This window comes from Pantoea sp. EKM103V (assembly GCF_011800365.1).
GTDB classification, from domain to species: Bacteria; Pseudomonadota; Gammaproteobacteria; order Enterobacterales; family Enterobacteriaceae; genus Pantoea; species Pantoea anthophila.
In genome coordinates, this window is sequence record NZ_JAALFQ010000022.1 from 1 (window position 1) to 20,132 (window position 20,132).

Annotated in this window: 20 protein-coding genes; 13 read left to right on the forward strand and 7 right to left on the reverse strand. The window is 54.1% G+C overall.

Annotated features, from left to right (window positions below; all coding sequences use genetic code 11):
- The first annotated feature begins 933 nt into the window (after nucleotides 1-933).
- The 8 genes from HFD97_RS21670 (at nucleotide 934) to HFD97_RS21705 (ending at nucleotide 7,047) form a co-directional block, all read left to right on the forward strand.
- The gene (locus HFD97_RS21670) at nucleotides 934-1,170 is read left to right on the forward strand and encodes a DUF2767 family protein (protein WP_167432515.1); all 237 of its coding nucleotides are present in this window, start codon (nucleotides 934-936) and stop codon (nucleotides 1,168-1,170) included.
- A 173-nt stretch (nucleotides 1,171-1,343) separates the two neighbouring features.
- Nucleotides 1,344-2,177, forward strand: coding sequence for an RNase A-like domain-containing protein (locus HFD97_RS21675; RefSeq protein ID WP_167432514.1), 834 nt, complete (start codon nucleotides 1,344-1,346; stop codon nucleotides 2,175-2,177).
- Nucleotides 2,177-2,491: a contact-dependent growth inhibition system immunity protein gene (locus HFD97_RS21680; RefSeq protein ID WP_129063545.1), complete on the forward strand. Its 315-nt coding sequence runs from the start codon at nucleotides 2,177-2,179 to the stop codon at nucleotides 2,489-2,491. Before HFD97_RS21675 ends, HFD97_RS21680 begins: the two co-directional genes overlap by 1 nt.
- A gap of 245 nt (nucleotides 2,492-2,736) precedes the next feature.
- Nucleotides 2,737-2,970 (forward strand): KTSC domain-containing protein, encoded by a 234-nt coding sequence (locus tag HFD97_RS21685; protein ID WP_033783562.1) that lies wholly within the window; start codon nucleotides 2,737-2,739, stop codon nucleotides 2,968-2,970.
- Nucleotides 2,971-3,392: 422 nt separating this feature from the next.
- A complete protein-coding gene (locus tag HFD97_RS21690) occupies nucleotides 3,393-3,956 on the forward strand; it encodes a phospholipase D family protein (RefSeq protein ID WP_185155370.1) in 564 nt (187 codons plus the stop codon).
- 182 nt (nucleotides 3,957-4,138) lie between these two features.
- Nucleotides 4,139-4,516, forward strand: a complete 378-nt coding sequence (locus tag HFD97_RS21695; protein ID WP_167432513.1) for a peptidase — start codon at nucleotides 4,139-4,141, stop codon at nucleotides 4,514-4,516.
- A 2-nt stretch (nucleotides 4,517-4,518) separates the two neighbouring features.
- A complete protein-coding gene (gene umuC / locus HFD97_RS21700) occupies nucleotides 4,519-5,781 on the forward strand; it encodes a translesion error-prone DNA polymerase V subunit UmuC (protein ID WP_167432512.1) in 1,263 nt (420 codons plus the stop codon).
- A gap of 240 nt (nucleotides 5,782-6,021) precedes the next feature.
- Nucleotides 6,022-7,047, forward strand: a complete 1,026-nt coding sequence (locus tag HFD97_RS21705; protein ID WP_167432511.1) for a ParA family protein — start codon at nucleotides 6,022-6,024, stop codon at nucleotides 7,045-7,047.
- A 174-nt stretch (nucleotides 7,048-7,221) separates the two neighbouring features.
- Here the strand turns inward: HFD97_RS21705 and HFD97_RS21710 are convergent, their stop codons facing one another.
- The 3 genes from HFD97_RS21710 to HFD97_RS21720 all read right to left on the reverse strand — a co-directional run bounded on the left by HFD97_RS21710 (nucleotide 7,222) and on the right by HFD97_RS21720 (nucleotide 10,349).
- Nucleotides 7,222-7,776, reverse strand: coding sequence for a hypothetical protein (locus tag HFD97_RS21710; protein WP_167432510.1), 555 nt, complete (start codon nucleotides 7,774-7,776; stop codon nucleotides 7,222-7,224).
- Nucleotides 7,777-7,882: 106 nt separating this feature from the next.
- Nucleotides 7,883-9,268, reverse strand: coding sequence for a hypothetical protein (locus HFD97_RS21715; protein ID WP_167432509.1), 1,386 nt, complete (start codon nucleotides 9,266-9,268; stop codon nucleotides 7,883-7,885).
- A 16-nt stretch (nucleotides 9,269-9,284) separates the two neighbouring features.
- Nucleotides 9,285-10,349: an Abi family protein gene (locus HFD97_RS21720; protein WP_167432508.1), complete on the reverse strand. Its 1,065-nt coding sequence runs from the start codon at nucleotides 10,347-10,349 to the stop codon at nucleotides 9,285-9,287.
- 568 nt (nucleotides 10,350-10,917) lie between these two features.
- Here HFD97_RS21720 and HFD97_RS21725 point away from each other — a divergent pair.
- Complete coding sequence (locus tag HFD97_RS21725; RefSeq protein ID WP_208971011.1) at nucleotides 10,918-11,646, forward strand: tyrosine-type recombinase/integrase; 729 nt, start codon at nucleotides 10,918-10,920, stop codon at nucleotides 11,644-11,646.
- A 111-nt stretch (nucleotides 11,647-11,757) separates the two neighbouring features.
- Here the strand turns inward: HFD97_RS21725 and HFD97_RS21730 are convergent, their stop codons facing one another.
- Nucleotides 11,758-13,050 carry a DUF1173 family protein gene (locus HFD97_RS21730; protein WP_167432507.1) on the reverse strand — a complete coding sequence of 431 codons (1,293 nt, stop codon included), beginning with the start codon at nucleotides 13,048-13,050 and terminating at the stop codon, nucleotides 11,758-11,760.
- A gap of 129 nt (nucleotides 13,051-13,179) precedes the next feature.
- Between HFD97_RS21730 and HFD97_RS21735 the strand changes: the two genes are divergently transcribed.
- From HFD97_RS21735 to HFD97_RS21750, 4 genes are read left to right on the forward strand one after another with little or no spacing between them, the layout of a single operon-like run.
- Nucleotides 13,180-13,803, forward strand: coding sequence for a ParA family protein (locus tag HFD97_RS21735; protein ID WP_033764861.1), 624 nt, complete (start codon nucleotides 13,180-13,182; stop codon nucleotides 13,801-13,803).
- Between the two features lie 36 nt (nucleotides 13,804-13,839).
- Nucleotides 13,840-14,070 carry a hypothetical protein gene (locus HFD97_RS21740; protein WP_095708341.1) on the forward strand — a complete coding sequence of 77 codons (231 nt, stop codon included), beginning with the start codon at nucleotides 13,840-13,842 and terminating at the stop codon, nucleotides 14,068-14,070.
- 42 nt (nucleotides 14,071-14,112) lie between these two features.
- Nucleotides 14,113-14,358 carry a hypothetical protein gene (locus tag HFD97_RS21745; protein ID WP_167432506.1) on the forward strand — a complete coding sequence of 82 codons (246 nt, stop codon included), beginning with the start codon at nucleotides 14,113-14,115 and terminating at the stop codon, nucleotides 14,356-14,358.
- Between the two features lie 20 nt (nucleotides 14,359-14,378).
- Complete coding sequence (locus HFD97_RS21750) at nucleotides 14,379-14,615, forward strand: hypothetical protein (protein WP_167432504.1); 237 nt, start codon at nucleotides 14,379-14,381, stop codon at nucleotides 14,613-14,615.
- 52 nt (nucleotides 14,616-14,667) lie between these two features.
- Here the strand turns inward: HFD97_RS21750 and umuC (HFD97_RS21755) are convergent, their stop codons facing one another.
- The 3 genes from umuC (HFD97_RS21755) to HFD97_RS21765 form a co-directional block, all read right to left on the reverse strand.
- Nucleotides 14,668-15,942, reverse strand: coding sequence for a translesion error-prone DNA polymerase V subunit UmuC (gene umuC / locus HFD97_RS21755; RefSeq protein ID WP_167432518.1), 1,275 nt, complete (start codon nucleotides 15,940-15,942; stop codon nucleotides 14,668-14,670).
- Nucleotides 15,943-15,956: 14 nt separating this feature from the next.
- On the reverse strand, nucleotides 15,957-16,406 hold the full coding sequence (gene umuD, locus HFD97_RS21760; RefSeq protein WP_370528447.1) for a translesion error-prone DNA polymerase V autoproteolytic subunit: 450 nt from the start codon (nucleotides 16,404-16,406) through the stop codon (nucleotides 15,957-15,959).
- Between the two features lie 1,357 nt (nucleotides 16,407-17,763).
- Entirely contained in the window at nucleotides 17,764-19,830 is a 2,067-nt protein-coding gene (locus tag HFD97_RS21765) for a bifunctional diguanylate cyclase/phosphodiesterase (RefSeq protein WP_167432505.1), read from the reverse strand.
- Nucleotides 19,831-20,132 lie beyond the last annotated feature (302 nt).

Below are 20,132 nucleotides of genomic sequence, written 5' to 3' on the forward strand. Positions count from 1 at the left end.
TCCCCGGATGAGTTTGACCGCCTGGTCTGGAAGAGTCTCCGCCAGCTCGATCTCGGGCTGGACTACGAGCCCGCCCCTCCGGTACCTGACCGGGTACATTAGCGCCTCCTCCTCTGTTTACCGCCTTGACTGGCGGTAAAGCCGTTTGTGCCGGGAGCAGAACGCCGGTTCTGAGCGTGCGTCCCGCCGTTAATTCCGCCTCAGAAAAGCAGATATTCCGCCTGACGGCTACGGCCGTTATTTTTATCCACAGTTACCCGCAATTAATAAGTGCGGTTTACCTGCAAGTACTGTCGGTGTTACCTGCAAGATATTCCTGACTTACGTCAGTAAAAGATCTTCATAAAGATAAGGTGTTTTTCATACAGGCATCCTGCAGGGATAAATTAAGGCCTTCGCTCACAGCGGCCGCAGGCGTCCGCGCCGCTCAGAATCCGAAATAGCTCCCGCTGACGCGGGCCCCGGACCGAGCAGTTAGTTACAACAGTCAAAGATTCACTGTAGTCAGGTCCCGCGCAGGCCTGAAACCACAATGCCCCTCTCCGGCCAGACCGGCACCGGACCTGAAACCGGTTGCCCCCACTAGACAGCCGCCGCCGCCCGGCCCGGAGGGCCGGAACTGCAGTGGCTGATAAATGGGTGTTGTAACTAGTAAATTCTGAGCTGCGGTGAGAGGAGCCGCGGTTTCTTTCTTTCGTCTTCGACCATCAGGCTGATAAGCTGCTAACAGGCCGCTGCTTAAACGGCGTCTGGCAGGAAGGGGTTGGAATTTTGCCACCATCAGCCCTGTAACCGGCTCTGCCGGGCTTACGGCGCCCGATGGCATCTGAGCCGTCCTTAACAGTTTCTGGCGCCTCCATGCCGCTGACGCGGCATTCACGGGACAGGCTGCGCACTGCTCACCTGTCCGGCTACGTCTGAGAGGTACATGCTATGCAGGTTACTGAAGAAGAACGACGGTATTCTGAAGAGGCACACCGTCTGCTGGGTGAAGCCGTCCTCATGCTGGCCGATGCGGGACTTGAAACCACCCGGATACGGCTTGCGGGGATATTCCGCTCGGAGCTCGATATACCCGGAAAATGGACACCGGGTATGGCGGATGTCCTGCAGATCGTTATTGATAAGCTGGAAATTCTTCCGGATGTGAACAACGCGGAGCCGCTCTGAAAGCCTGGCCCGATATCACTCCGGTTATCACTGGTATTGAAACCGATGGCCGTACCTCTGTTATTCACTGTGCCCTCTGAAGATAAGCGAAGAAACGCCACCGGTTTGCAACCTGATGCCGTGCCGGTTATAAATTGAGTAAATGACGTGCCGGTTACGAAAAGGAGGATTCTGTGGAAGAAGAACAGGGACTGAGGATAGCGCTTTCGCCGGTGCAGCTGGCAGCCGTACTCTCTGATCGCAGCGTCAGTGAAGGTGAATCAGCCAGTAACCGTATATCCGGCGGGCTGGGGCTGGCGGGTGGCGTGGTGGAAATGTTCGGTGCAGGCGCCCTGTGCGTGGTGCCGGAGCCCACCATGCTGACCAAAGCCGGATGCGTCTTTGTCGGGACGCACGGACTTGATACCATTCAGGCCAGTCTCCGGCAGGTCTGGACCGGCAGGCAGGTCAATACCGATACCTTTAATTCCGCCGTGGCGCTCGCGGAATCCCTCGGTGCTGACCGCCAGACCGCCATGAAGGTCGGCCTGACGGTCGACGTCGCCATACCGATGGCGTTTGCACTGGCGGCCGGGGCAGAGCGGGTCATTGCGGTACGCCGCGGGCGGTTCAGAATCGCTGAGCACGAGTCGCTTTCGGGACGTGCGCCCGGTGGCCACACCATCGAACGACACATCGGTAAATCGCCGGATGAGCTGCGCGAAAGGCTTGTCAGAGAGCCCAGGCTTGAAGAATCCAGCAGCTTTAAATCACTCCGTGAGGCAGAGGCAATCATCAGCCGGGTGCTGGCGGATAATAAAAATCAGATAGCGATGTGGGTGAAGAACGTTCCGCCTGGCATGCGGGCCCGCATGCGCCTGAGCCGGCGGTTTGCGCACCCCACGGGGATTATGGTACGCAAAGGAAATCAGGAGACCGTTACCTGTTATGCCGTCCGCGTGGTGATTGATTTCAGGTCATTTAACGGTAAACCCTGTTTTATTCTGACTGCGTTTCCGGAGGTATAGTGGACCGTATCAGCATCAGCGAACTGGATAATTTTATCGGCGTCTATTTCGGTCAGGACTACGTTATGGCCGAACCCGGGCATGAGATAGAGCCCAAAATTCAGGCCTACATTCACGACATGCCCGACGCGAATCTTCACGCCCTGCTGGCAGACATTGAACTGTTTCTGGACGGGTGCGACGATACCGAGCTGGATTTCCGGGCGCATTATAAGGGGGAGTTTGTGCCGGCGAACTGGGACACCACGGCGCAGGCGTTTCTGGCGCGGGTACAGGCCAGAGTGTCTGCCGCGCTTAAAAACCGTGAACGCTGATATCCAGCCGTCGATCCCCGCGAAGCAGTCAGCATTGCCGGGTCCCTGTTCCTCCGGCTTCCCTTTTTACAGGCTACAGTGAATGCCCGGGGTGGCTCAGAATAACGGACATGCAGCGGACGAGCCGCCAGTGAACAGCCGGATACAAACCACTGTATTTTACCCTGCACGGGCATTCTGTACGTGCGACCCGCACTTTTACGATTAACGATTTCATTCATCCGGGACCTGCCAGGAATAACGCCATGAACAGACATGAAGTGACGTCTGCGCTTTTCAGCAGCGCGGGATACGATGCGACCACCGGCGTGCTGGAGCTGGAGTACCGGAACGGCGCGTGCCGGCGCTGGCTGGCCGTGCCGGCAAAGGTGTATCAGGCCTTCTGTGCGGCCGCAGACAGCGACACTTTTTTCAGGACCAGTATCGATGGACGCTATCTCTCTGTGCGGGGCAGCCTCAGCCTGCGGCGCGACGTCTGAGGCCATCATCTGCGCGTACGCATCATAGTTCTCCCGCGCCTGCTGGCGACAGTAGCGGACGGGTGCCCTGCGCTCAGCCCGCACCCGGTAGCCACAGCGGCGCTGCCGGGCTGAATCCGTCAGCGTGGCCTGCACCCATGACCAGAACGCGCGTCCGGCCTGCGGGGTCACACTGTAGCCGGCCTTTTTCATGATTTTACGGGCAATGCTCTCACTCCATTTACAGATGAGTGAAAGTGCCCCGTTAATATCACCGCGTGATGTGAGCATGTTTATTTCGTGAAATTCGTTCATGGTTCCCCCGCTCCCTGTGTGAATTATATTATCGGCAGGGATTAATAATGACTTAACCAGGATTTGTTATATTTTGTTGCGACAGTAACAGGGCGTTATTTAATTAAATAAATGCGCTGCGTGATAGAATGGTGACTTATTTCCCCTGCAGGAACCTATCAGTGAATAATCATAAAGCCAGAGTAATGGTGTTATCCGCGATTGCATTTATACCCTGTTCCTTCGCTGCGGTGACGGCAGGATTCTCTCCCGGCGGCACGGCGCTGAACCTGATACTGCAGTTCGCCGGCAGCGCGCGCCAGAGCGTGGACGTGGCGGCCTGGGACTTTACCAGTCAGCCCGTGGCGCAGGCGCTGGCTGCTTCCGTGGCGCGGGGCGTGACGGTACGGCTGGTTGCCGATGAAAAGAAAAGCCGGGACCGGTGGTCACTCGTCAGCGCGCTGGCCTGCGCTGGTGTGCAGGTGCGCGTCAACGGCATGTACAGCATCATGCACAATAAATTTATTGTTACTGACGGAAGCGCGGTTGAAACCGGGTCATTTAATTACACGTCATCGGCTGAAAAAAGAAATGCTGAAAATGCGCTGGTTATTACGGGCGAGCCGGCAACCGCGCGACAGTATCAGATGGAATTTAACCGTCTGTGGAATGAATCTTCGCCTGTAATGTGCTCTGAAACAGAAAATAATTAAGTCTGTATCGTAATTTTTTTCTGCCGGACATTAGTATGAATTCTGAGTACGCGCGGATGTAACTGACATGGCGTAATGATGGCATCGACGTATACTGACATCATGAGTAGTGAATTCATCCTGCTTACGGTAACACAGGTTTATTTTCTAAAAGCTGAAACAGGTCACAAAGGAATATTTGAATGGCTTTCCAGAGTCCGGCCCAGAACTACACAGAAACACGCCTGAGTCTGGGCGACCTCGTTCATCTTTCACCTTATTCAACCTATCTGATGCGCAGCGACAGCAGCTTTCCTGATGCCGGCATCGTGAAAGGGTCTGTGCTGGCCATTGATCGTGCACTGGTACCGGCGCATGGCCAGCTCATTGTGGCCGAGTTCGAAGGGGAGCTGACGCTGCGGCGCCTGCTGCTCGATCCGGTTCCCGCCCTGCAGGAGCCGGATGCGGATGAAACCATTACCCTGCTGGATGTGAGTCAGGGACTTCCCGTGTGGGGTGTGGTGGCCTATGCCCTCACCGACGTAGCCGGGCTGGGATTCAGCGGACCCGCCGGAGAGTGACCATGTTTGCGCTGGCCGATGCCAATAATTTCTATGCCTCCTGTGAAACCGTTTTCAGGCCGGATTTGCGCGGCAAACCCATTGTTGTCGTGTCGAACAATGATGGCTGTGTAATCGCACGATTGGCGGAGGCTAAACGCTTAGGGATTAAAATGGCGGCTCCGCTGTTTCAGAACGAGCGTTTTTTCATGCAGAACGGCGTTCAGGTGTTCAGTTCTAATTATGAGCTTTATGGCGATATAAGTAGCCGCATGATGGCCATCCTGGGCGAAATGGCCGCCGGGCAGGAAGTTTACTCGATCGACGAGAGCTTTCTCGACGTCACCGGGATTGGCAGCCTTATCCCGCCTGAGACGTTCGGACAGCAGATGCGCGAGCGCATAAGACGGGAGACCGGACTGGTTATTGGTGTGGGATTCGGGCCGACCAAAACGCTGGCCAAACTGGCCAACCACGCCGCCAAGAAATGGACTCAGACCCGGGGCGTCGTTGATCTGTCAGACCGGAGCCGGCAGCGAAAACTTCTGCACCTGACCGACGTCAGTGACATCTGGGGCATTGGCCGGCGCATCAGCCTGCGCCTGAACCAGCTGGGCATCACGACCGCCCTGCAGCTGGCAGACAGTAACATCAGCATGATCAGAAAAAATTTTGACGTTATCACTGAGCGCACCGTGCGTGAGCTCAACGGCGAGTCCTGCCTGGCGCTCGAGGATGCGCCGCCGCCGAAACAGCAGATCGTAAACTCACGCTCTTTTGGCCAGCGCATTACGCGGCTGGAGGAAATGCAGCAGGCCGTGGTGCTGTATGCCACGCGGGCGGCGGAAAAACTCCGGGAGCAGAACTCACGTTGCCGCCATATCAGCGTGTCCATCGCCACCGGCCGGCACGGCGATGAGCCGCAGTATTCAAACACTGCCTCCCGTATCTGTGACTATCCGACCAATGATACGCGTGACATTATAGAGTCGGCGCTTCGTGGCCTGGGCACAATTTGGCGGGATGGATACAGATACGCTAAAGCTGGCGTCATGCTGGGAGATTTTTACCAGTCCGGTGTGGCGCAGTTGGACATGTTCAGTGAACAACAGCCACGTGCAAACGCTGATGCATTAATGGACGCTCTGGATACTATTAACCGTACGGGTAAGGGAAAGGTGTGGTTTGCGGGTCAGGGAGATCGTGACAGTGCCTGGCAGATGAAGCGTGAAATGCTCTCGCCGCGTTACACGACGAGATTAAAGGATATTCCAAAGATAAAGTAGCAATCTTACTTCTTTTTTAATGTCAGATAGCGTTACAATAAGACATCTTAGTTCTCTGGTGCGGGCACCGTTATGGAGGCATAAGATAAAGGAATCAAGGTTTTTATTTTTTTACTGTATTATGAATTTCATTCTGTACTGATTTTTATTTTAGCTAAACTATTTCCATAAAAACTAGATTGATAACGTCCTCACCAAGGAAAGTAACACAATAAACTAATTCAAACTGTGAGGAATACAATGCCAATTATATCTTTATTTAATCATAAAGGTGGGGTCAGCAAAACCACTACTACTTATCATCTGGGCTGGATGCTTGCTAATAAAGGCTATAAGACTTTGATTGTGGATACCGATCCACAGTGTAATTTAACAAGTTTAATTATTGGTGATGATGAGGCAGAGGATTTTTATAGTGGTAAGGACTGTATTGATATCTATTCATGTATCGAACCTCTAGAGAAAGGAATGCTGGGAGGCGTTAAAAAAGCAAATCCTATTCCGACAAAAAATCCCAATTTATTTTTACTCTGCGGTAATCTAAAATTATCAGGATTCGAAAATCAGCTCGCCTTCGCGTTAACTGCGAGTGAAGGTATTCCAGCAGTGAGAAACATGCCGGGAAGCCTGAGTGAAGTTCTAAGAGCTGCCAAAAAAGATTATGAATTCGATTATGTTTTAATTGATATGAGCCCCAGCGTTGGAGCTCTAAATCAATGTCTTTTCATGAGCAGCGATTATTTCCTTGTACCTACTACCCCTGACTTCTTTTGTAAACAAGCAATTAAATCATTATCTGAAGTAATACCTAACTGGAATAATACGATAAATCCATTTAGGAAAGATGGACTTGCATACGCGATTCCAGCAGAACCGCCTAAATTTATCGGATTCCTTTCCCAGAAATACCGGCCACGCAGTAATGCACCTGCCAAGTCTTTCCAGAAGTGGATTGATATAATTCATACTTCTGTTAATGAAGAACTGGTACCTGTTTTGGCAAAAGAAAAAATGATAGTCAACACTCAAGGAAAAGAATTTTTATTTGAAAATGGAGAGCCATATAACATTGTTAATATCTCAGACTTCAATTCCCTTATAGCTCAATCCCAAAAACATAAGACTCCAGTTTTTGAACTTAAGGATTCGGAGATAGAACAAAGCGGTAAAATTCTGGTGAATATGAAAAAAAGTCAGCATGATTTCCTGAATGTTTTTGACGGGTTTGCTGATAATATTGTGGGACTGACGAAAAGCTCAGTTTAAATATTAAATATAGGAGTTAGCGCCCTAATTTGGGCGCTATTGTTAGTAATTTTTTCAGTTCTGGCAATATTTAGTGTCAATGAAAGCTCGTAACACATAAGCAGCACTGGTTTTTTACTTTCATAGCACATGATGTAGCCAAATCTCGCCTAACCAGGTTACCGTTCCGTAGTATTATTTCCCCGTCCAAGCTGTAACAACCTCTTCCGCACTCTTAATGTAAAATTCAAGCAGGAACTCGGCGGTGTTATTTCTTGAACAATCAATCAGGCTAAGTTCAGTATGGCCTTGATCATTCAGTATGACATTCGCTTCACCTGTCACGTAAGCACGCCCTGGAATTGTAAGGCTTTTATTTAAAAAGTACAGAATCTGACTGACTGGTATACGAACCCGGTCCATTTTACTTGTTACTGAATTATATTTATAGGCCGTAATGAACGGACTGCTGATGTCTTGGGCGTCATCTCTGGCGCCGCAGGCTTTGGCTATTTTTTTCGCTAAGTCAATAAATGGTTTTATGTTGAAGTCATCTCCGCTGCCGTAATTCTTTGCCTTTTCGCTGAGGTAAAAAACCATATCAAGCGGGTCAATAAAGCTAACTGATGACAATTTTTCAATTGTTTTTCTTATAATATCGTCTTCTGGAAGATCATACTGATTAATAACTTCATTCACCCATTTAAGAGTGATTTCATCAGTGGATAAATTTTTCGTTCGGACCAACATTAATTTCTCCTCTTCACAATTTTTACAGAGTTTACTTTATCAGTAATGTAAGCAAAACTAGCCATTGTTAGGTAGCTCCTTGTGTACCACAGAACTAATCATTAAATCATGATTTCATTCTCAAATCACTGCGTTGATAGCTCCAGTCAATAAGATTATCAGGCCGCTGTAAATCAAAGATAATGCGGGTTTCGAAACCGTTACCTACGTAAGAAATGTGACCGTCAACATATGATGCGATGCACCGGGCTCCAACTCGTAGTGTGTTCAATGATTGAATATGGTTTTCAGGTATATCTTCCAGAATAAATAAGCCCGGATATCTGACATTCGCCCGCTCAAAGAACTTCTCATGGTTCAGACACAATACGATAAGCAGTTTCCCGGTCATCACATCCATAAGAATATCTGTCGGGAGATTCAGATTAAGGAAGGGGCGTGACAGTGGGTCAAAAAAGCTGTCATTAATATTGGTTACCCGGCCTTTAAATTCGGTACCGTCTATCCAGGTGTTGAAACCGATAAATCCCAAATTACTCTCAGGATAAACGCCTATATAAACGCACTCATCAATAACATCTATCGCCCATTTTTTTCCGGCTTTAACTTCTTCAGCCAGTTTGACTATATTCATGTTAAAGAATTCAGGCCGATAATTTCGTTCTTCAATGGAAACAGGCGTTTTCATCAGATTGTCATAGCCCTCACCCGTATGTATTGCTTTCAGGGCATTACCGGCCCGAATCATCTGATTTTTAATACGCTTAAACTGCTGGATATCATTAGGCGGCATGCTATCGAGGAATTGTTTTTCAAATTGAGTGCAGCCGGAAGTGAAGGCAAATTCTGCTGCCTCGTAAAGTTCCATATTCTTTGTTCCGCTTTTGACCTCAACCAGCTGAAATCCGTGCTGCAGTGAGAACGTGACCAGATCTCCTACATGCACAAAGGTGCTCATATCACTGACAACCGCTAAACGGTGCGGGTCCTTATTAAGTTCGTCCGCAGCAATCAGCGAATCAATTATACTGTCTCTAGACAGATTATCCGTATCTCCGCTGATAGGCAGGCGACGGACTGAGGAGTGCTCGTTATTGAGCATTCCCCAGATAAGGGCGTCTGCCGTGCGGCGCAGCACGCGAATTTCCAGTTTGAGCAGCTCAATAGAGGCAATACATTTGTCCTTGAGCCGTTTCTGACGGTTACGGTGATGCTCTTTCTTATCCGCCTCCAGCTTCTTGATATCGTCAAGTTTCACAATGATAGAGAGTGCGATATGCCGGTGTGCAGCCTTCCAGCGGGAGACACAAGCCTCATAGCCTGCTGTCATATCCCATTCCTGATCCAGCCGGGCCAGTTCAGTTTCCTCACCACGGATGAGACGCGTGATTTTCTGCATATGTGCAATGAAATCAGGTGAAAACAGGGTCCAGAACTTCAGAAAAGGCCTGAATTTTCTGTCCATTTCTCTGTCACGTCCGGATTTTTTCATCTACACCTCACGCCATTCAGGCCGGTTTAACGGCGGTTGCAACCGGATGCCGCCCCGTAGTTTTGTTTTCAGGCTCAAACGTGACGCGGTCACCCACGGCGTAAGCACCCAGGCCGCCCGCAAAATTTCTCGCCTGCGCAATAAACTTCGTCCTGTCTTTTTCACTGAGTAACATGGCAAAACCTTTACCGGCATTGAGCGAGATAATCCCGCCTGTGTGCCGGGTTTCCAGCAGGGTGCTGGCCAGCCAGTCGTCCCCTGATGTCTGAGGTATGTCCGGCAGCCCTGACGGCAGCTTTTTATTTTTCCACAGCGCATGGGGATTACACAGCTCGTTCATCTTCTGCGTGTTCTCAATGATGCTTAGCAGCTTCAGGTTTGAAGGGTTTATCCATCGGATTACGTCCAGGCACTTGTGATAGTCCCGTACGACCTTATTAATAGCCTGTTCAACGCAGTATGTCTTATCTGAGCGCCAGAGCGGTTCGTGGTGAGACAGGCGGTTTCTCAGGGTGTTAATGTCACGCAGGTCAGCTCCGATCCGGTTGACGGAAAGCGGCGTGCCCTGCTTTTTATCGAGTGCGTTCGGGAAGACTTCCGGTATGAGGTGCGGCCAGAGGTGAAGATAGCTGGCATGGCCGTCGCTGTAGTCGCGGTTAACCATTGAGACCCAGAAGCCAAACGTCAGCTTGGCGATGAGGTTTTCAGTGGTCGGCGGCTTGCCGTCCTTTCTCAGCTGCGCTTTGGCACCTTCAACAGCACGCCAGGAGTCCCGGTTGTTCTGCTTAGTCATGACGGTCACAAACCACTGATTGTCGATGCGGCTTTTCAGCGCGGGCCAGTCGGCCACAGGCGCACCCTGTTCAATGAGCGTCTCTTCGTGCCGCCTCTTTGCAGCGCAGATGGCGTTTCGCAGGGACACCTCTATGATCTGCAGCGCGGGAAGGAACGCGCCGGCGAGCTGTTTGTTCCAGAGGTAGATGCCGAGGCACTCCTCCTCGCTGGCTCCGTTAAAGACCGAGGACTTGTAGGTGGCAAACCTGTGCTGGGAAATTGAATCCAGTATGGCGGCAATGGTCATAATCACTCCTTGTTATGCTGCTACTATACTGCGGCCTGAAACGGATGCCACAGACATTACGCTTGACGTAAGCGTCAGTTTGTACGAAAATCTCTCCCCAGAGACAGGATCTCTGACTGTGTGAGCGATTCCGGCTAAGGCCGGAACGCGAAAATTTCGAAAAAGGCTTCCTTACGGAGGCCTTTTTTGATCCTGCCGTTCTCAGAACTCTTCCCCCTTCTTTTTATTCGTATCGTGCCGTCCGGGCAGGACTCTCCTGCCCGATTTTTTACGATTGGGCATTTCCGTTAGACTCCCCATTCTGCAGCATCAGCCCGGCCATTCCGTTTTTGTCTTTTTATATCAGCACTTTATCGCGTTTTCTGCATCGCTTTACCGCGTGAGACACGCAGAGCGGAATTTTGCTGCCTGGGTTTTTTAAGGCTATTGCGTTTTTTCCCCAGTTTCTGCGACTATGTCCCTGGAGCAATCTGCGATTTATTGATCTGGTCCGTCCGTAACGGTCACGGCACACTATTCAGCGTGCGGTACCGCCGTCCGGGCGGACCCTCCGGACCCTGAGAGATGAATGAACCTGATACCTGTACCCGACACTGACCGACGGCATGCGCCGCTGATGCTGCCGGGCGGCTGGGCCCGCGCCGTGCGGCTGCGCGAAATGGCCGTGGCCGCCGGCCTCGACGTGCCCCGCTACCTGCTGGCACCTGAAGTCGGCCAGCTGCTCAGCTTTCTGCCTGACCTGAAGCAGCGGACGCTTATTGATACGCTGTGGAACACCGGCGCGCGGCTCAACGAGGCGCTGGCGCTCTGCCCGGGCGATTTTTTTTTCGACTCAGAGGTGCCCTTTGTGCGGCTGCGCACCCTGAAGCAGCGCGCGCCGCGCAGCCGCGGCCGCCCGACCCGTGAAGCACAGGCGGTAATGCCCTTCCGGGCGATCCCGCTGACGGATACGGCCTACGTCTCCCGCATGCGCGAACTATTTGCCACCTTTCGCATGATGACGCGCCGGGCGACCCCTGTCTGGGACGTGGCCAGCCAGGAAACGCCGCGAAACTGGATCCGCGGTGCCATAGCACGCGCCGGCGCGCAGGGTATCCGCTTTTCGGTAAATCCGGTGACGCCGCACACCTTCCGTCACAGCTTCGCGGTTCATCTGCTGATGAACGGCATTCATATAAAGCAGGTGCAGGCACTTCTGGGGCATCAGCGGCTGGAGAATACGGAAATCTACACGCGTATTTTTGCGCTGGATCTGCCGGCCGACCTGACATTTTCCTTTCCGCCGTCCGCAGGCTGATTTCATGAAATCATGCTGTCATTAAATAATGATTTAATGCTTAAAGGTTAAGGATGTTCATTAAACTTTAAAATAATGAAAGCATGCAATCATGCTTTCATTGTAAGCCCCTCAGTCCATTCCGGTATGGTGCTGCCGGCCAAGCAGCGCGTCAGCGGCGGGAAGCGGAGGAACGGTGTCAGGAAAGCGGAATGCATCCCATGACCACCAACCCGCCGGCGTGTAGGCCGCATTGTACCAGGCCGTTTTTTCCTGACGGTGCAGCCGGTATGCGTCGCTGTCCATTCCCCAGACTTCGAGCGCAAAAAGGTTGTCTTCGGTTGCGGCCAGATCGGTCAGGCAGAAGTCCGGCAGCCAGTCAGCGAGGCCCGCATCGTAGCGCAGCGGCTTCATGAACTTACGTCCGGATGCGTGCAGTATCCCTTCAAGCTTCATTTCATGACCCGAATCCACCGGTATAAAGCGGGGGCTGACCGTCATCAGTGCCGCCTGCCTGACCAGTTTTCCGCGTGGCGCTTCCGGATCGACGTAAGCAATCACAATGGTTCTGGCCCCGCCTTTCCAGGCGCCGAGCTCGCGGGAAAAGCTGTGGCCCAGCGCGCGCCAGAGCGAGGGCGCAATGGTCAGAAAAGGCATGCCGTGGAAGTCCCTGACAGGAAGACGGTCCGGGCATGTGTCAAACTCAGGCTTCCACGTCTGCAGCTCGGCCACGGCGATCAGCCGCGTTTTGTTTTCACGTGCAAGACGGACGGCATCTGCGTTGCGCTTCGCGTCCCTGTCCCCCTTAAAGCCGGCCGGTGTCAGCATTAGATCGGCGAGCCGTAAGCCTGCTGCCCGGATGTTTTCTGCTGATTTACGGAGATGCCACCCCATCAGGGGGCCATTGCGGCTGCCTTCCCATGCCGGGTGCCATTCCGTATAGCGGGATGTCTCCCACAGCAGGTGCAGCAGGCCCAGCAGCGTCATCGTATTGCGTTTTACCGTCTTACCCGCGGGGCGAGGCGCCGGTGTCTCAGCCGGTTCTGCTTCGCCGTCACCGAGTTTTTTCAGCGGAACGTCAAGTGTGATCATAAGCGTGCCGGCCGGGGTCTCCCGCAGGGCTTCCTGATGGTAAGCCTGCTGCCCTCCTTCCCCCGCCAGCCTGCTGTAAAAGCGGCAGTCTTCTTTGTGGTGTGCACCGGTATAACGGTATTTTGCCAGATGGCAGTTTTCTCCGCGCCGGACAATGCTGAGAGGCAGTTCACTGCCGAACCGGCAGCGGCACCCGCCGCTGCCCTTTACGTCACGGGCATCGCTGAGCCATTCCTGAAACAGTGCACGCTTTTGCTGTTCCGGCGAAAAGACACGGCTCTCAGCGTCATCACTTCTTCCTTTATAGATGCTTACCCAGTATGTCTGTTTCATATCGGCAGGACCCTCCCTGTAAACGGTAAATCATTTTATCATGATTTAATGTTATCATGCTTTCATTCGTGCTTAAACCGTGTCATAGTTGGCTCAGTTTAAAAAATGAAATAATGAAAGGATGAAATCATGACCATAATTTCCTGTATCGGGCAGAAAGGCGGCGGGTCGAAAAGTACGACGGCCAGAACGCTGGCGGCGGGATTTACCGAGGCCGGATGGAAGACGCATCTCGCGGATATTGATGAGAAACAGCAGACGTCAATAAAGTGGTGCCGCAGGCGTGAGGAAGCCGGGCTGCCTGCGATCGAGTGCGGACTTTACCGCCGCGTGGACACCGCCGTAAAGGTCCGGGATCAGTATCACCTGATCATCATTGACGGCCGTCCTGCCGCCGAGACGACCTCAATGGACGTTGCCACAGAGTCAGACCTGGTCATCGTTTCGACCGGACCGACGATAGACGATCTCGAACCGTCGCTTGAGCTCGGGCGCGAGCTCACGATGAAGGGCATTCCGCGGGAGAAGATTGTGTTTCTTGTCGCGAAAACGCCGTCTGCGGCAGAGGGGAAAAAAGCGCAGGCCACTATCGGTGCGTGGGGCTTCAGGGTCCTTAACGCAACAATCCGTTTCCAGCCCGCATACGGGCAGGCTCTTGACGGCGGCAGGGCGCTGTTTGAAACCCCCTTCAAAACGCTCAATGACGAAGCCAGAGCGATGGTCGAGGAAATTCATGATATCATTAATGCATGATATCATTTTTTAATGAATTAATGCTCAGGAGCTCATGTGAAGCAGCCTAAAAATACAATAAAACTCTCCCCGCCACCGGCAAGTGAACCTACGCTGGACGTCACGGGAAAAGGGGCGAGACCGGATTCGGACATCAAGCCCATACAGATCAAAGTGTCCGTTGCCCGTCACAAAGAGATGAAAGCCTATGCGGCTGAGCAGGGTATCTCAATGACAGACATGCTCCTTGAAGGGTACCGGATGCTGCGCGAAACGCGCGGTGGTTAACTTGTATAATGAAATCATTTTATCATGATTTCATGAGGAAGAATGATGCGCGCAATTGATTTTATTGCAGGTTTTTCAGGCTTAAAAACGCTCAGCGATGCAGACCGGAAAAGCGCTGCCGAATGGGGGTTTCTGCTGAGCACGCTGTTTATCGTGCCGCTTTTTTTCCTGCCTGATGCCAGTGAGCTGGTCAAAATCGGCATGCAGCTGCTCTGGGGCGCCTGCGTTTCGCGCGCAGCCTTCCTGGCCAACGGCGACTGGAAAAAGAAAAGACACGGCAGTGAATAACATCTAACCCAGAGGAAGCTATGAAAGAAATGCAGGAACTGCTGACGCAGATGCGCAGCCCGGGGATTGTATTCAAAACTGTTACGCAGTCAGCCAGTATGTTTAAGGGACCCGTCCGCAGGCGCCGTCCGGCCTTTGATGACTGGCTTCATCAGCTTTCGCGTAAGGACAGGGTTCCGCGCGGACGATACTTCCGCGGAAAGCGCCCGGGTAAACCCCTGCTCATCATGGATGAATTCTGGCCGCACTTTTCATGACAGGGCAGGGCAGCAGACTTACGTTAAGTCTGCTGAGCCCTGCCGCTTCAGGTTACATCACGCGCGCCACCGGGATGTCACTCCAGCGCGTGGTCCACGCCGGTGACAGCATGTCCCGCCTCATTTTCCATTCCGTATTCACGCCCTGACCGGCAAACCACACGCTGCCCAGCCCGGACTGATTAATGCCGTCCAGCACCTTCATCAGCTGCGCGCTGTTGGCCCGCGGCTGCGCATCGTCAAAGAGGTTCAGCTGACTGACGCCATGCGGGGTAAAGTCGTCGAGCATCACGCCGGCCTTCATGTACCTGCGGCCGTCCAGCCAGATACGATCGAGCGATCGCATGGCCGCCCCGATGATATCACGGGTGTCCTGGGTCGGCAGGCTGAGCTTCTCGCCGGCGCTGTTGCCGTAAAACACCTCGTTTTCTGCATGCGGCGACGTCCGGATAAACACGCTGATGCGCCGGCAGAACTGCCGCTCTCCCCGGAGCTTTTCTGCGGTGCGGGTCGCGTACTGGCACAGGGCCTGCTGCATGGCCACTTTTGAGGTGATGCGCTCGCCAAAGGACCGCGAACAGCAAATCTGCTGTTTAGCCGGCGGGAGTTCCTCCAGCGGAATACAGGACTCCCCGTTGAGCTCACGCACGGTCCGCTCCAGCACCACGCTGAAGTTTTTGCGGATGAGCGCGGGATGCGCGCGCGACAGCTGCAGGGCATTTTCAATCCCCATCAGGTTCAGTCTTTTTGCGATGCGCCTGCCCACGCCCCAGACTTCCTCCACCGGCTGATTCTGAAGCAGGGTGGCCGTACGCTTCGGGTTACCGGGCGTCAGGGCCAGCACCCCGCGAAACTGTTTCCACTCTTTGCCGGCCCACTGGGCACTCTTTGCCAGCGTCTTGGTCGGCCCCATGCCGACGCCGACGGTCAGGCCGGTTATGGCCAGCACGTGCGCCCGCAGGCGCCGGCCGAAGTGCTCAAAATCCTCACACCTGTCAATGCCGGTCAGATCCAGGAACATCTCGTCAATCGAGTACTGCTCGACCCGGGGCGTTACCTCCTCCAGCGCCGTCATCACCCGCTGGCTGAGACTGTGATAAAGCCCGTAGTTTGAGCTAAACACATGAATTTTCTCAGTATATCCTTCATTTTTTATCTGAAACCACGGGGCACCCATTTTGATGCCCAGCGCTTTGGCGCCCGCTGAACGGGCGATGACGCAGCCGTCATTATTGCTGAGCACCACCACCGGTTTACCGCGCAGGTCAGGACGGAACAGGGACTCGCAGCTCGCATAAAACGAGTTAACGTCCGCCAGTCCGAACATAGGCAGCGCCATAGCTACCTCCTGCGCGCTTTTGTACTGTTGAAGAACCAGGTGACGACGCCGAGTAGCTGCAGCTCCTCCGGATAAATGACGGAGTAGGCCGGGTTCATCGGCAGGAGAGCCAGACGGGGATGAAGCTGCAGGCGCTTGACCGTAAATTCACCGTTCACCTCGGCGATGACGATGTCCCCGTGCGAGGCCTCTTCTGCGCGGTCGACGACCATGACGTCGCCATCACACAGCCCCAGTTCCTGCATGCTGCTGCCACTGGCGCGCACAAAAAACGTGGAGGCACGCCGGCGGATGCAGAGCTCGTTGAGGTCAAGTTCACTTTCCACATAATCTGCGGCGGGCGAGGGAAAGCCAGCCGCACAGGGATCTGCATAGAGGGGCACGCGTACACGGGGGGTGAAAACCGGGGGCCAGAGCAGCATCAGGCCTGAGCCGTACGCGGCGGGTTTCACAGGATGCTCCGGGATGAAAATACCGGTGACGGGGTATGTGCTGTATGTAAGTGGTGCATAAATTCCTCCTCTGTAATTAACTGGTTTTATATACAGTATTATTGGGCGAAATTTATCTGGCAAGAAAAAGCAGCAGTGGATTACTCAGAAGTGGTTTTATCCGGCTGATTATCAGTGAAAAATTTTTACCATCATGCACTTTCAGCAGCATCACGTCAGACAACGGGCAGAATACAGGTGCCACCGGACTCCCTGAAGGGTATTCAGTCACCCTGTAATCTGTCTGCGGACTTCCTGAACCACGCACTTTTTTTAGAAAGGCGCGTAAGCAGTTTCTGCCGGCAAAGGTGAAATGACGCTTCCTCGCCACGGCTGTTCGTTCCTCGCACTGCTGCGGTACGCCTCAGCCGTGACTGCGGCGAGCGTTGTATGCTCACATTTTAAGGGCAGGATTTTTTCCTGTTCCTCGTTTGCTCCGGGGCCGGGCCGTTTTTCCTCACAGCTATTCTCAGATAACGGACGGCTGACTTTCTGCGCGTTCATGAAAAAGGCGTGATACAGTGGGCGGCGGTTTTTCTTAACGCGAATTTCACTGATTCACTTCCTTCCCGCCTCCGCAGGCCTGGTTTCGGGATTTTTTTCAGCCATCCGGGTTATCAGTCCCGGATGGCTGCCCCGCAACGCCCTATCTGCATTATGATCATGCCCCTGTGCTTCAGCCATCAGGCAGCGCCGCACCTGTTTTCAGGTCAAAAAAAACCGCCATCACGGCGGTATAAAGAGGAATACTGAGACGCTTGCTTTTATCGTGGCAGGCCGGAGCCGCCGGCCGGTCTTAATCATAAAAAAGATCGCCACGATAACAAGCGTAAGCGGGAAAAAAACGTTATTTATATCTGGTCACCTCAGCCGGCACGGCTGAACATGAGTACCGGCTTTCCGGAATTTTGCCCGTAAAAAACCCGCCATCTTTAAGCAGGCTGAACAAAAATGTTCACAATTTACGGCAAATGCGCCGGCTCCGGCCGGGGAACGGCACCCCTTCAGCATGGAAAAATAAGTGCGGTTGCGCAGGCCGGCAGATGCCACAGGCGAAAAAAATGGCTCCTCCGGGGCAGGAGAAGCCAGAAGCATATCAGATACGGTCATCTGTCGTTTTATGTCGCCCGGGGGAGGCGTACACTGATTATCGGCATACCCGGCCCGGACATGAGCGCGTCCTGTGCTATTTTCTTCATACCCGCCATACATCATGCTTTTAACATAACGGTGCTTCAGAGCTTCATGCCTGTGACCCGTCGCCTGCCGGTCATCCGGGCAGTGGACAACCGGCAGGCCTGTATGTATCTGCATTGCGTCAGACCGGCTGATTCTGCTTTCTGTGAGGCCCCGGACGGCCAAACAGAAAGCCCTGCAGCAGCGCGCAACCTGACGTCCGCAGCCATTCCGCCTGCTCTTCTTTTTCAACGCCTTCTGCCACCACCTCCAGCCCGAGCTCGCGACACAGCGTCAGCACGGCACCCACAATCGCCGCCGCGCCCGCATCCGTGTGCAGGTCGCTGATAAAGGACTGGTCAATCTTGATTTTGCTGAACAGACGGGTCCGCAGATAGCTCAGTGACGAGTAGCCCGTGCCGAAGTCGTCCAGTACGATATGTACCCCCATCTCCTTTAACTCATGAATGACGCGATGGCTGTCTTCCGGGTTTTCAAGCAGGGCCGACTCGGTAATTTCCAGCTCAAGCCGGTGTGGCGCAAGACCGCTCTGCTGCAGAGCAAGACTGACGATGCCGGCAAGCCCGGGCTCACGAAACTGACGGGGAGAAAGGTTGACGGCTATGCGTTCGTTATCGGGCCAGTTGGCCACCTCTGCACACGCCCGCCTCAGGGCAAAAGCCCCCATCTCATGAATAAGCCCGGTCTGCTCTGCCAGAGGAATAAACACGGACGGCGGTACGCTGCCCCTGACGGGGTGGTACCAGCGCATCAGCGCTTCGTAAGACACGATGACACCCGAGCGGCTGTCAACAACGGGCTGGTAAAAAAGCTGTAACTCCCCGTTCGCCAGCGCGCTGCGCAGGTCGTTCTCCAGGCTGAAGCGCTCTGCCGCCGCACTGGCCAGCCGGGAGGAGAAAATCACGTGGCCGTTACGCCCGGCAGCTTTCGCCTCATACAGTGCAATGTCGGCGGCGGCCAGCATATCTTCCGCCTGCCGCACATCGCCATCGCAAAGACAGATGCCGATGCTGCATCCGGAGATGACTTTACGGTCCTCGATGGTAAACGGCTCCGACAGCACGCCGGTAAACCGGCGTGCCGCTTCGTCCGCCGCCTCTGCGGTAGCAAGGCCGGGAAGCAGGATAACAAACTCGTCCCCCCCCGTGCGGGCCAGCACATCGTCAGCGCGCAGCGCGGCCTGCAGCCGGCCGGAAATTTCCGTAAGCAGGGCGTCACCGGCAGCGTGCCCCAGCGCGTCATTGACGCTTTTGAAGCGGTCAACATCCAGTATCATGAGCGTAAATGGCATACTCTTTTTCACACATCCGCCAAGCGCCGGCATGAGGCCCCGGCGGTTCAGCAGGCCCGTCAGCGGATCGTGCAGCGCTTCATGATTTGCCCTGACAATTGCCTGCTGCTCCGCGGTGATATCCAGCACGGAGAAAAGAATAAACTCGCCGTTCCCGCCGGTTGTCAGCCTTTCCGCCGCGACCCTCAGGGCAGTCTCCGGTACCGTCTCTCCGGACGTCAGGGTTTCGGCCAGGCCGTCACCCGGCGACAGGTGCAGGCCGCGCCTGAACAGCGTGTCCAGGCCCGCCGGGTGCGTTGCGGACTGACGGGTAAGGATGTTACCACTCAGCACAGTCGCTCTGAGCCAGGCGGAATGGATGGCGGGCTGATTTGTGCGGACAATATTCCCCGAACCTGCATCACACAGAATCAGGGCGCAGGGGGTGTGGCTGAATATCTCATCCATCAGCCGGCCGGCATCCGACAGCTCAGCCTCACGCCGGGTAACCACCCGCTGCGCGATACTGAGCGCCATCCGCTCTTCATACTGACGCGATACGTCACGCACGATTTTGATAAAGGCAGCCTGCTCACCCTCGGCCGGGTGAAGGAACTCAATGTCCACGAGCGCCCTGAAGACGCTGCCGTCCCGGCGCAGGCGCCAGCCCTCGGCAGAACAGCGTCCGTGCATACGGGCAGCGGCAAGATTTTCCTCCGGCACGCGCCTGGCCCGCTCATCGTCGTCGTAGAAGACCGAAAAGTTCAGCCCGGTAATCTCCGCACTTTCCCATCCCTTCATCTCCCTGGCGCCCCGGTTCCAGCTCAGGACCTCTCCGGATGAGGACAGCAGGTATACGGCGCACAGTGAGGTCTCAGAGACCGCCGAGCCGAGCCGGTTATGGGTGTCAGATTTCATGTATCGGCTCCTGAACGGTTCATAATGTATGCCGGAAAAGTTCCGGTCCGCAGAGTGGTTACCGGCACATGCACGGTACTGCTGAGGGTCTTTATTCAGCCTGACAGCGTCTCTCCTCGCGCAACAGCAGCGCCGGAGGGTAACCGGACCTCAGAGCAGGCAGCCACAGGCTGCGGATGACCGCCTGAAGCCGGTTACCGTAAACATCATCGGGGCTTTGCTGAGGCCACCCTGAAAAAGTTCTGCAGGGCCATCAGCGCCCGGCCGGTCATGGCGATTTCCGATACCATGACGGCATCGTG

Excerpts from the sequence above, each read along its gene's own strand:
- HFD97_RS21670 (WP_167432515.1), top strand. The coding sequence starts at position 934 with ATGCAGGTTACTGAAGAAGAACGACGGTATTCTGAAGAGGCACACCGT.
- HFD97_RS21685 (WP_033783562.1), top strand. The coding sequence starts at position 2,737 with ATGAACAGACATGAAGTGACGTCTGCGCTTTTCAGCAGCGCGGGATAC.
- HFD97_RS21690 (WP_185155370.1), top strand. The coding sequence starts at position 3,393 with ATGGTGACTTATTTCCCCTGCAGGAACCTATCAGTGAATAATCATAAA.
- HFD97_RS21695 (WP_167432513.1), top strand. The coding sequence starts at position 4,139 with ATGGCTTTCCAGAGTCCGGCCCAGAACTACACAGAAACACGCCTGAGT.
- umuC (WP_167432512.1), top strand. The coding sequence starts at position 4,519 with ATGTTTGCGCTGGCCGATGCCAATAATTTCTATGCCTCCTGTGAAACC.
- HFD97_RS21705 (WP_167432511.1), top strand. The coding sequence starts at position 6,022 with ATGCCAATTATATCTTTATTTAATCATAAAGGTGGGGTCAGCAAAACC.
- HFD97_RS21710 (WP_167432510.1), bottom strand. The coding sequence starts at position 7,776 with ATGTTGGTCCGAACGAAAAATTTATCCACTGATGAAATCACTCTTAAA.
- HFD97_RS21715 (WP_167432509.1), bottom strand. The coding sequence starts at position 9,268 with ATGAAAAAATCCGGACGTGACAGAGAAATGGACAGAAAATTCAGGCCT.
- HFD97_RS21720 (WP_167432508.1), bottom strand. The coding sequence starts at position 10,349 with ATGACCATTGCCGCCATACTGGATTCAATTTCCCAGCACAGGTTTGCC.
- HFD97_RS21725 (WP_208971011.1), top strand. The coding sequence starts at position 10,918 with ATGAACCTGATACCTGTACCCGACACTGACCGACGGCATGCGCCGCTG.
- HFD97_RS21730 (WP_167432507.1), bottom strand. The coding sequence starts at position 13,050 with ATGAAACAGACATACTGGGTAAGCATCTATAAAGGAAGAAGTGATGAC.
- HFD97_RS21735 (WP_033764861.1), top strand. The coding sequence starts at position 13,180 with ATGACCATAATTTCCTGTATCGGGCAGAAAGGCGGCGGGTCGAAAAGT.
- HFD97_RS21745 (WP_167432506.1), top strand. The coding sequence starts at position 14,113 with ATGATGCGCGCAATTGATTTTATTGCAGGTTTTTCAGGCTTAAAAACG.
- HFD97_RS21750 (WP_167432504.1), top strand. The coding sequence starts at position 14,379 with ATGAAAGAAATGCAGGAACTGCTGACGCAGATGCGCAGCCCGGGGATT.
- umuC (WP_167432518.1), bottom strand. The coding sequence starts at position 15,942 with ATGTTCGGACTGGCGGACGTTAACTCGTTTTATGCGAGCTGCGAGTCC.
- HFD97_RS21765 (WP_167432505.1), bottom strand. The coding sequence starts at position 19,830 with ATGAAATCTGACACCCATAACCGGCTCGGCTCGGCGGTCTCTGAGACC.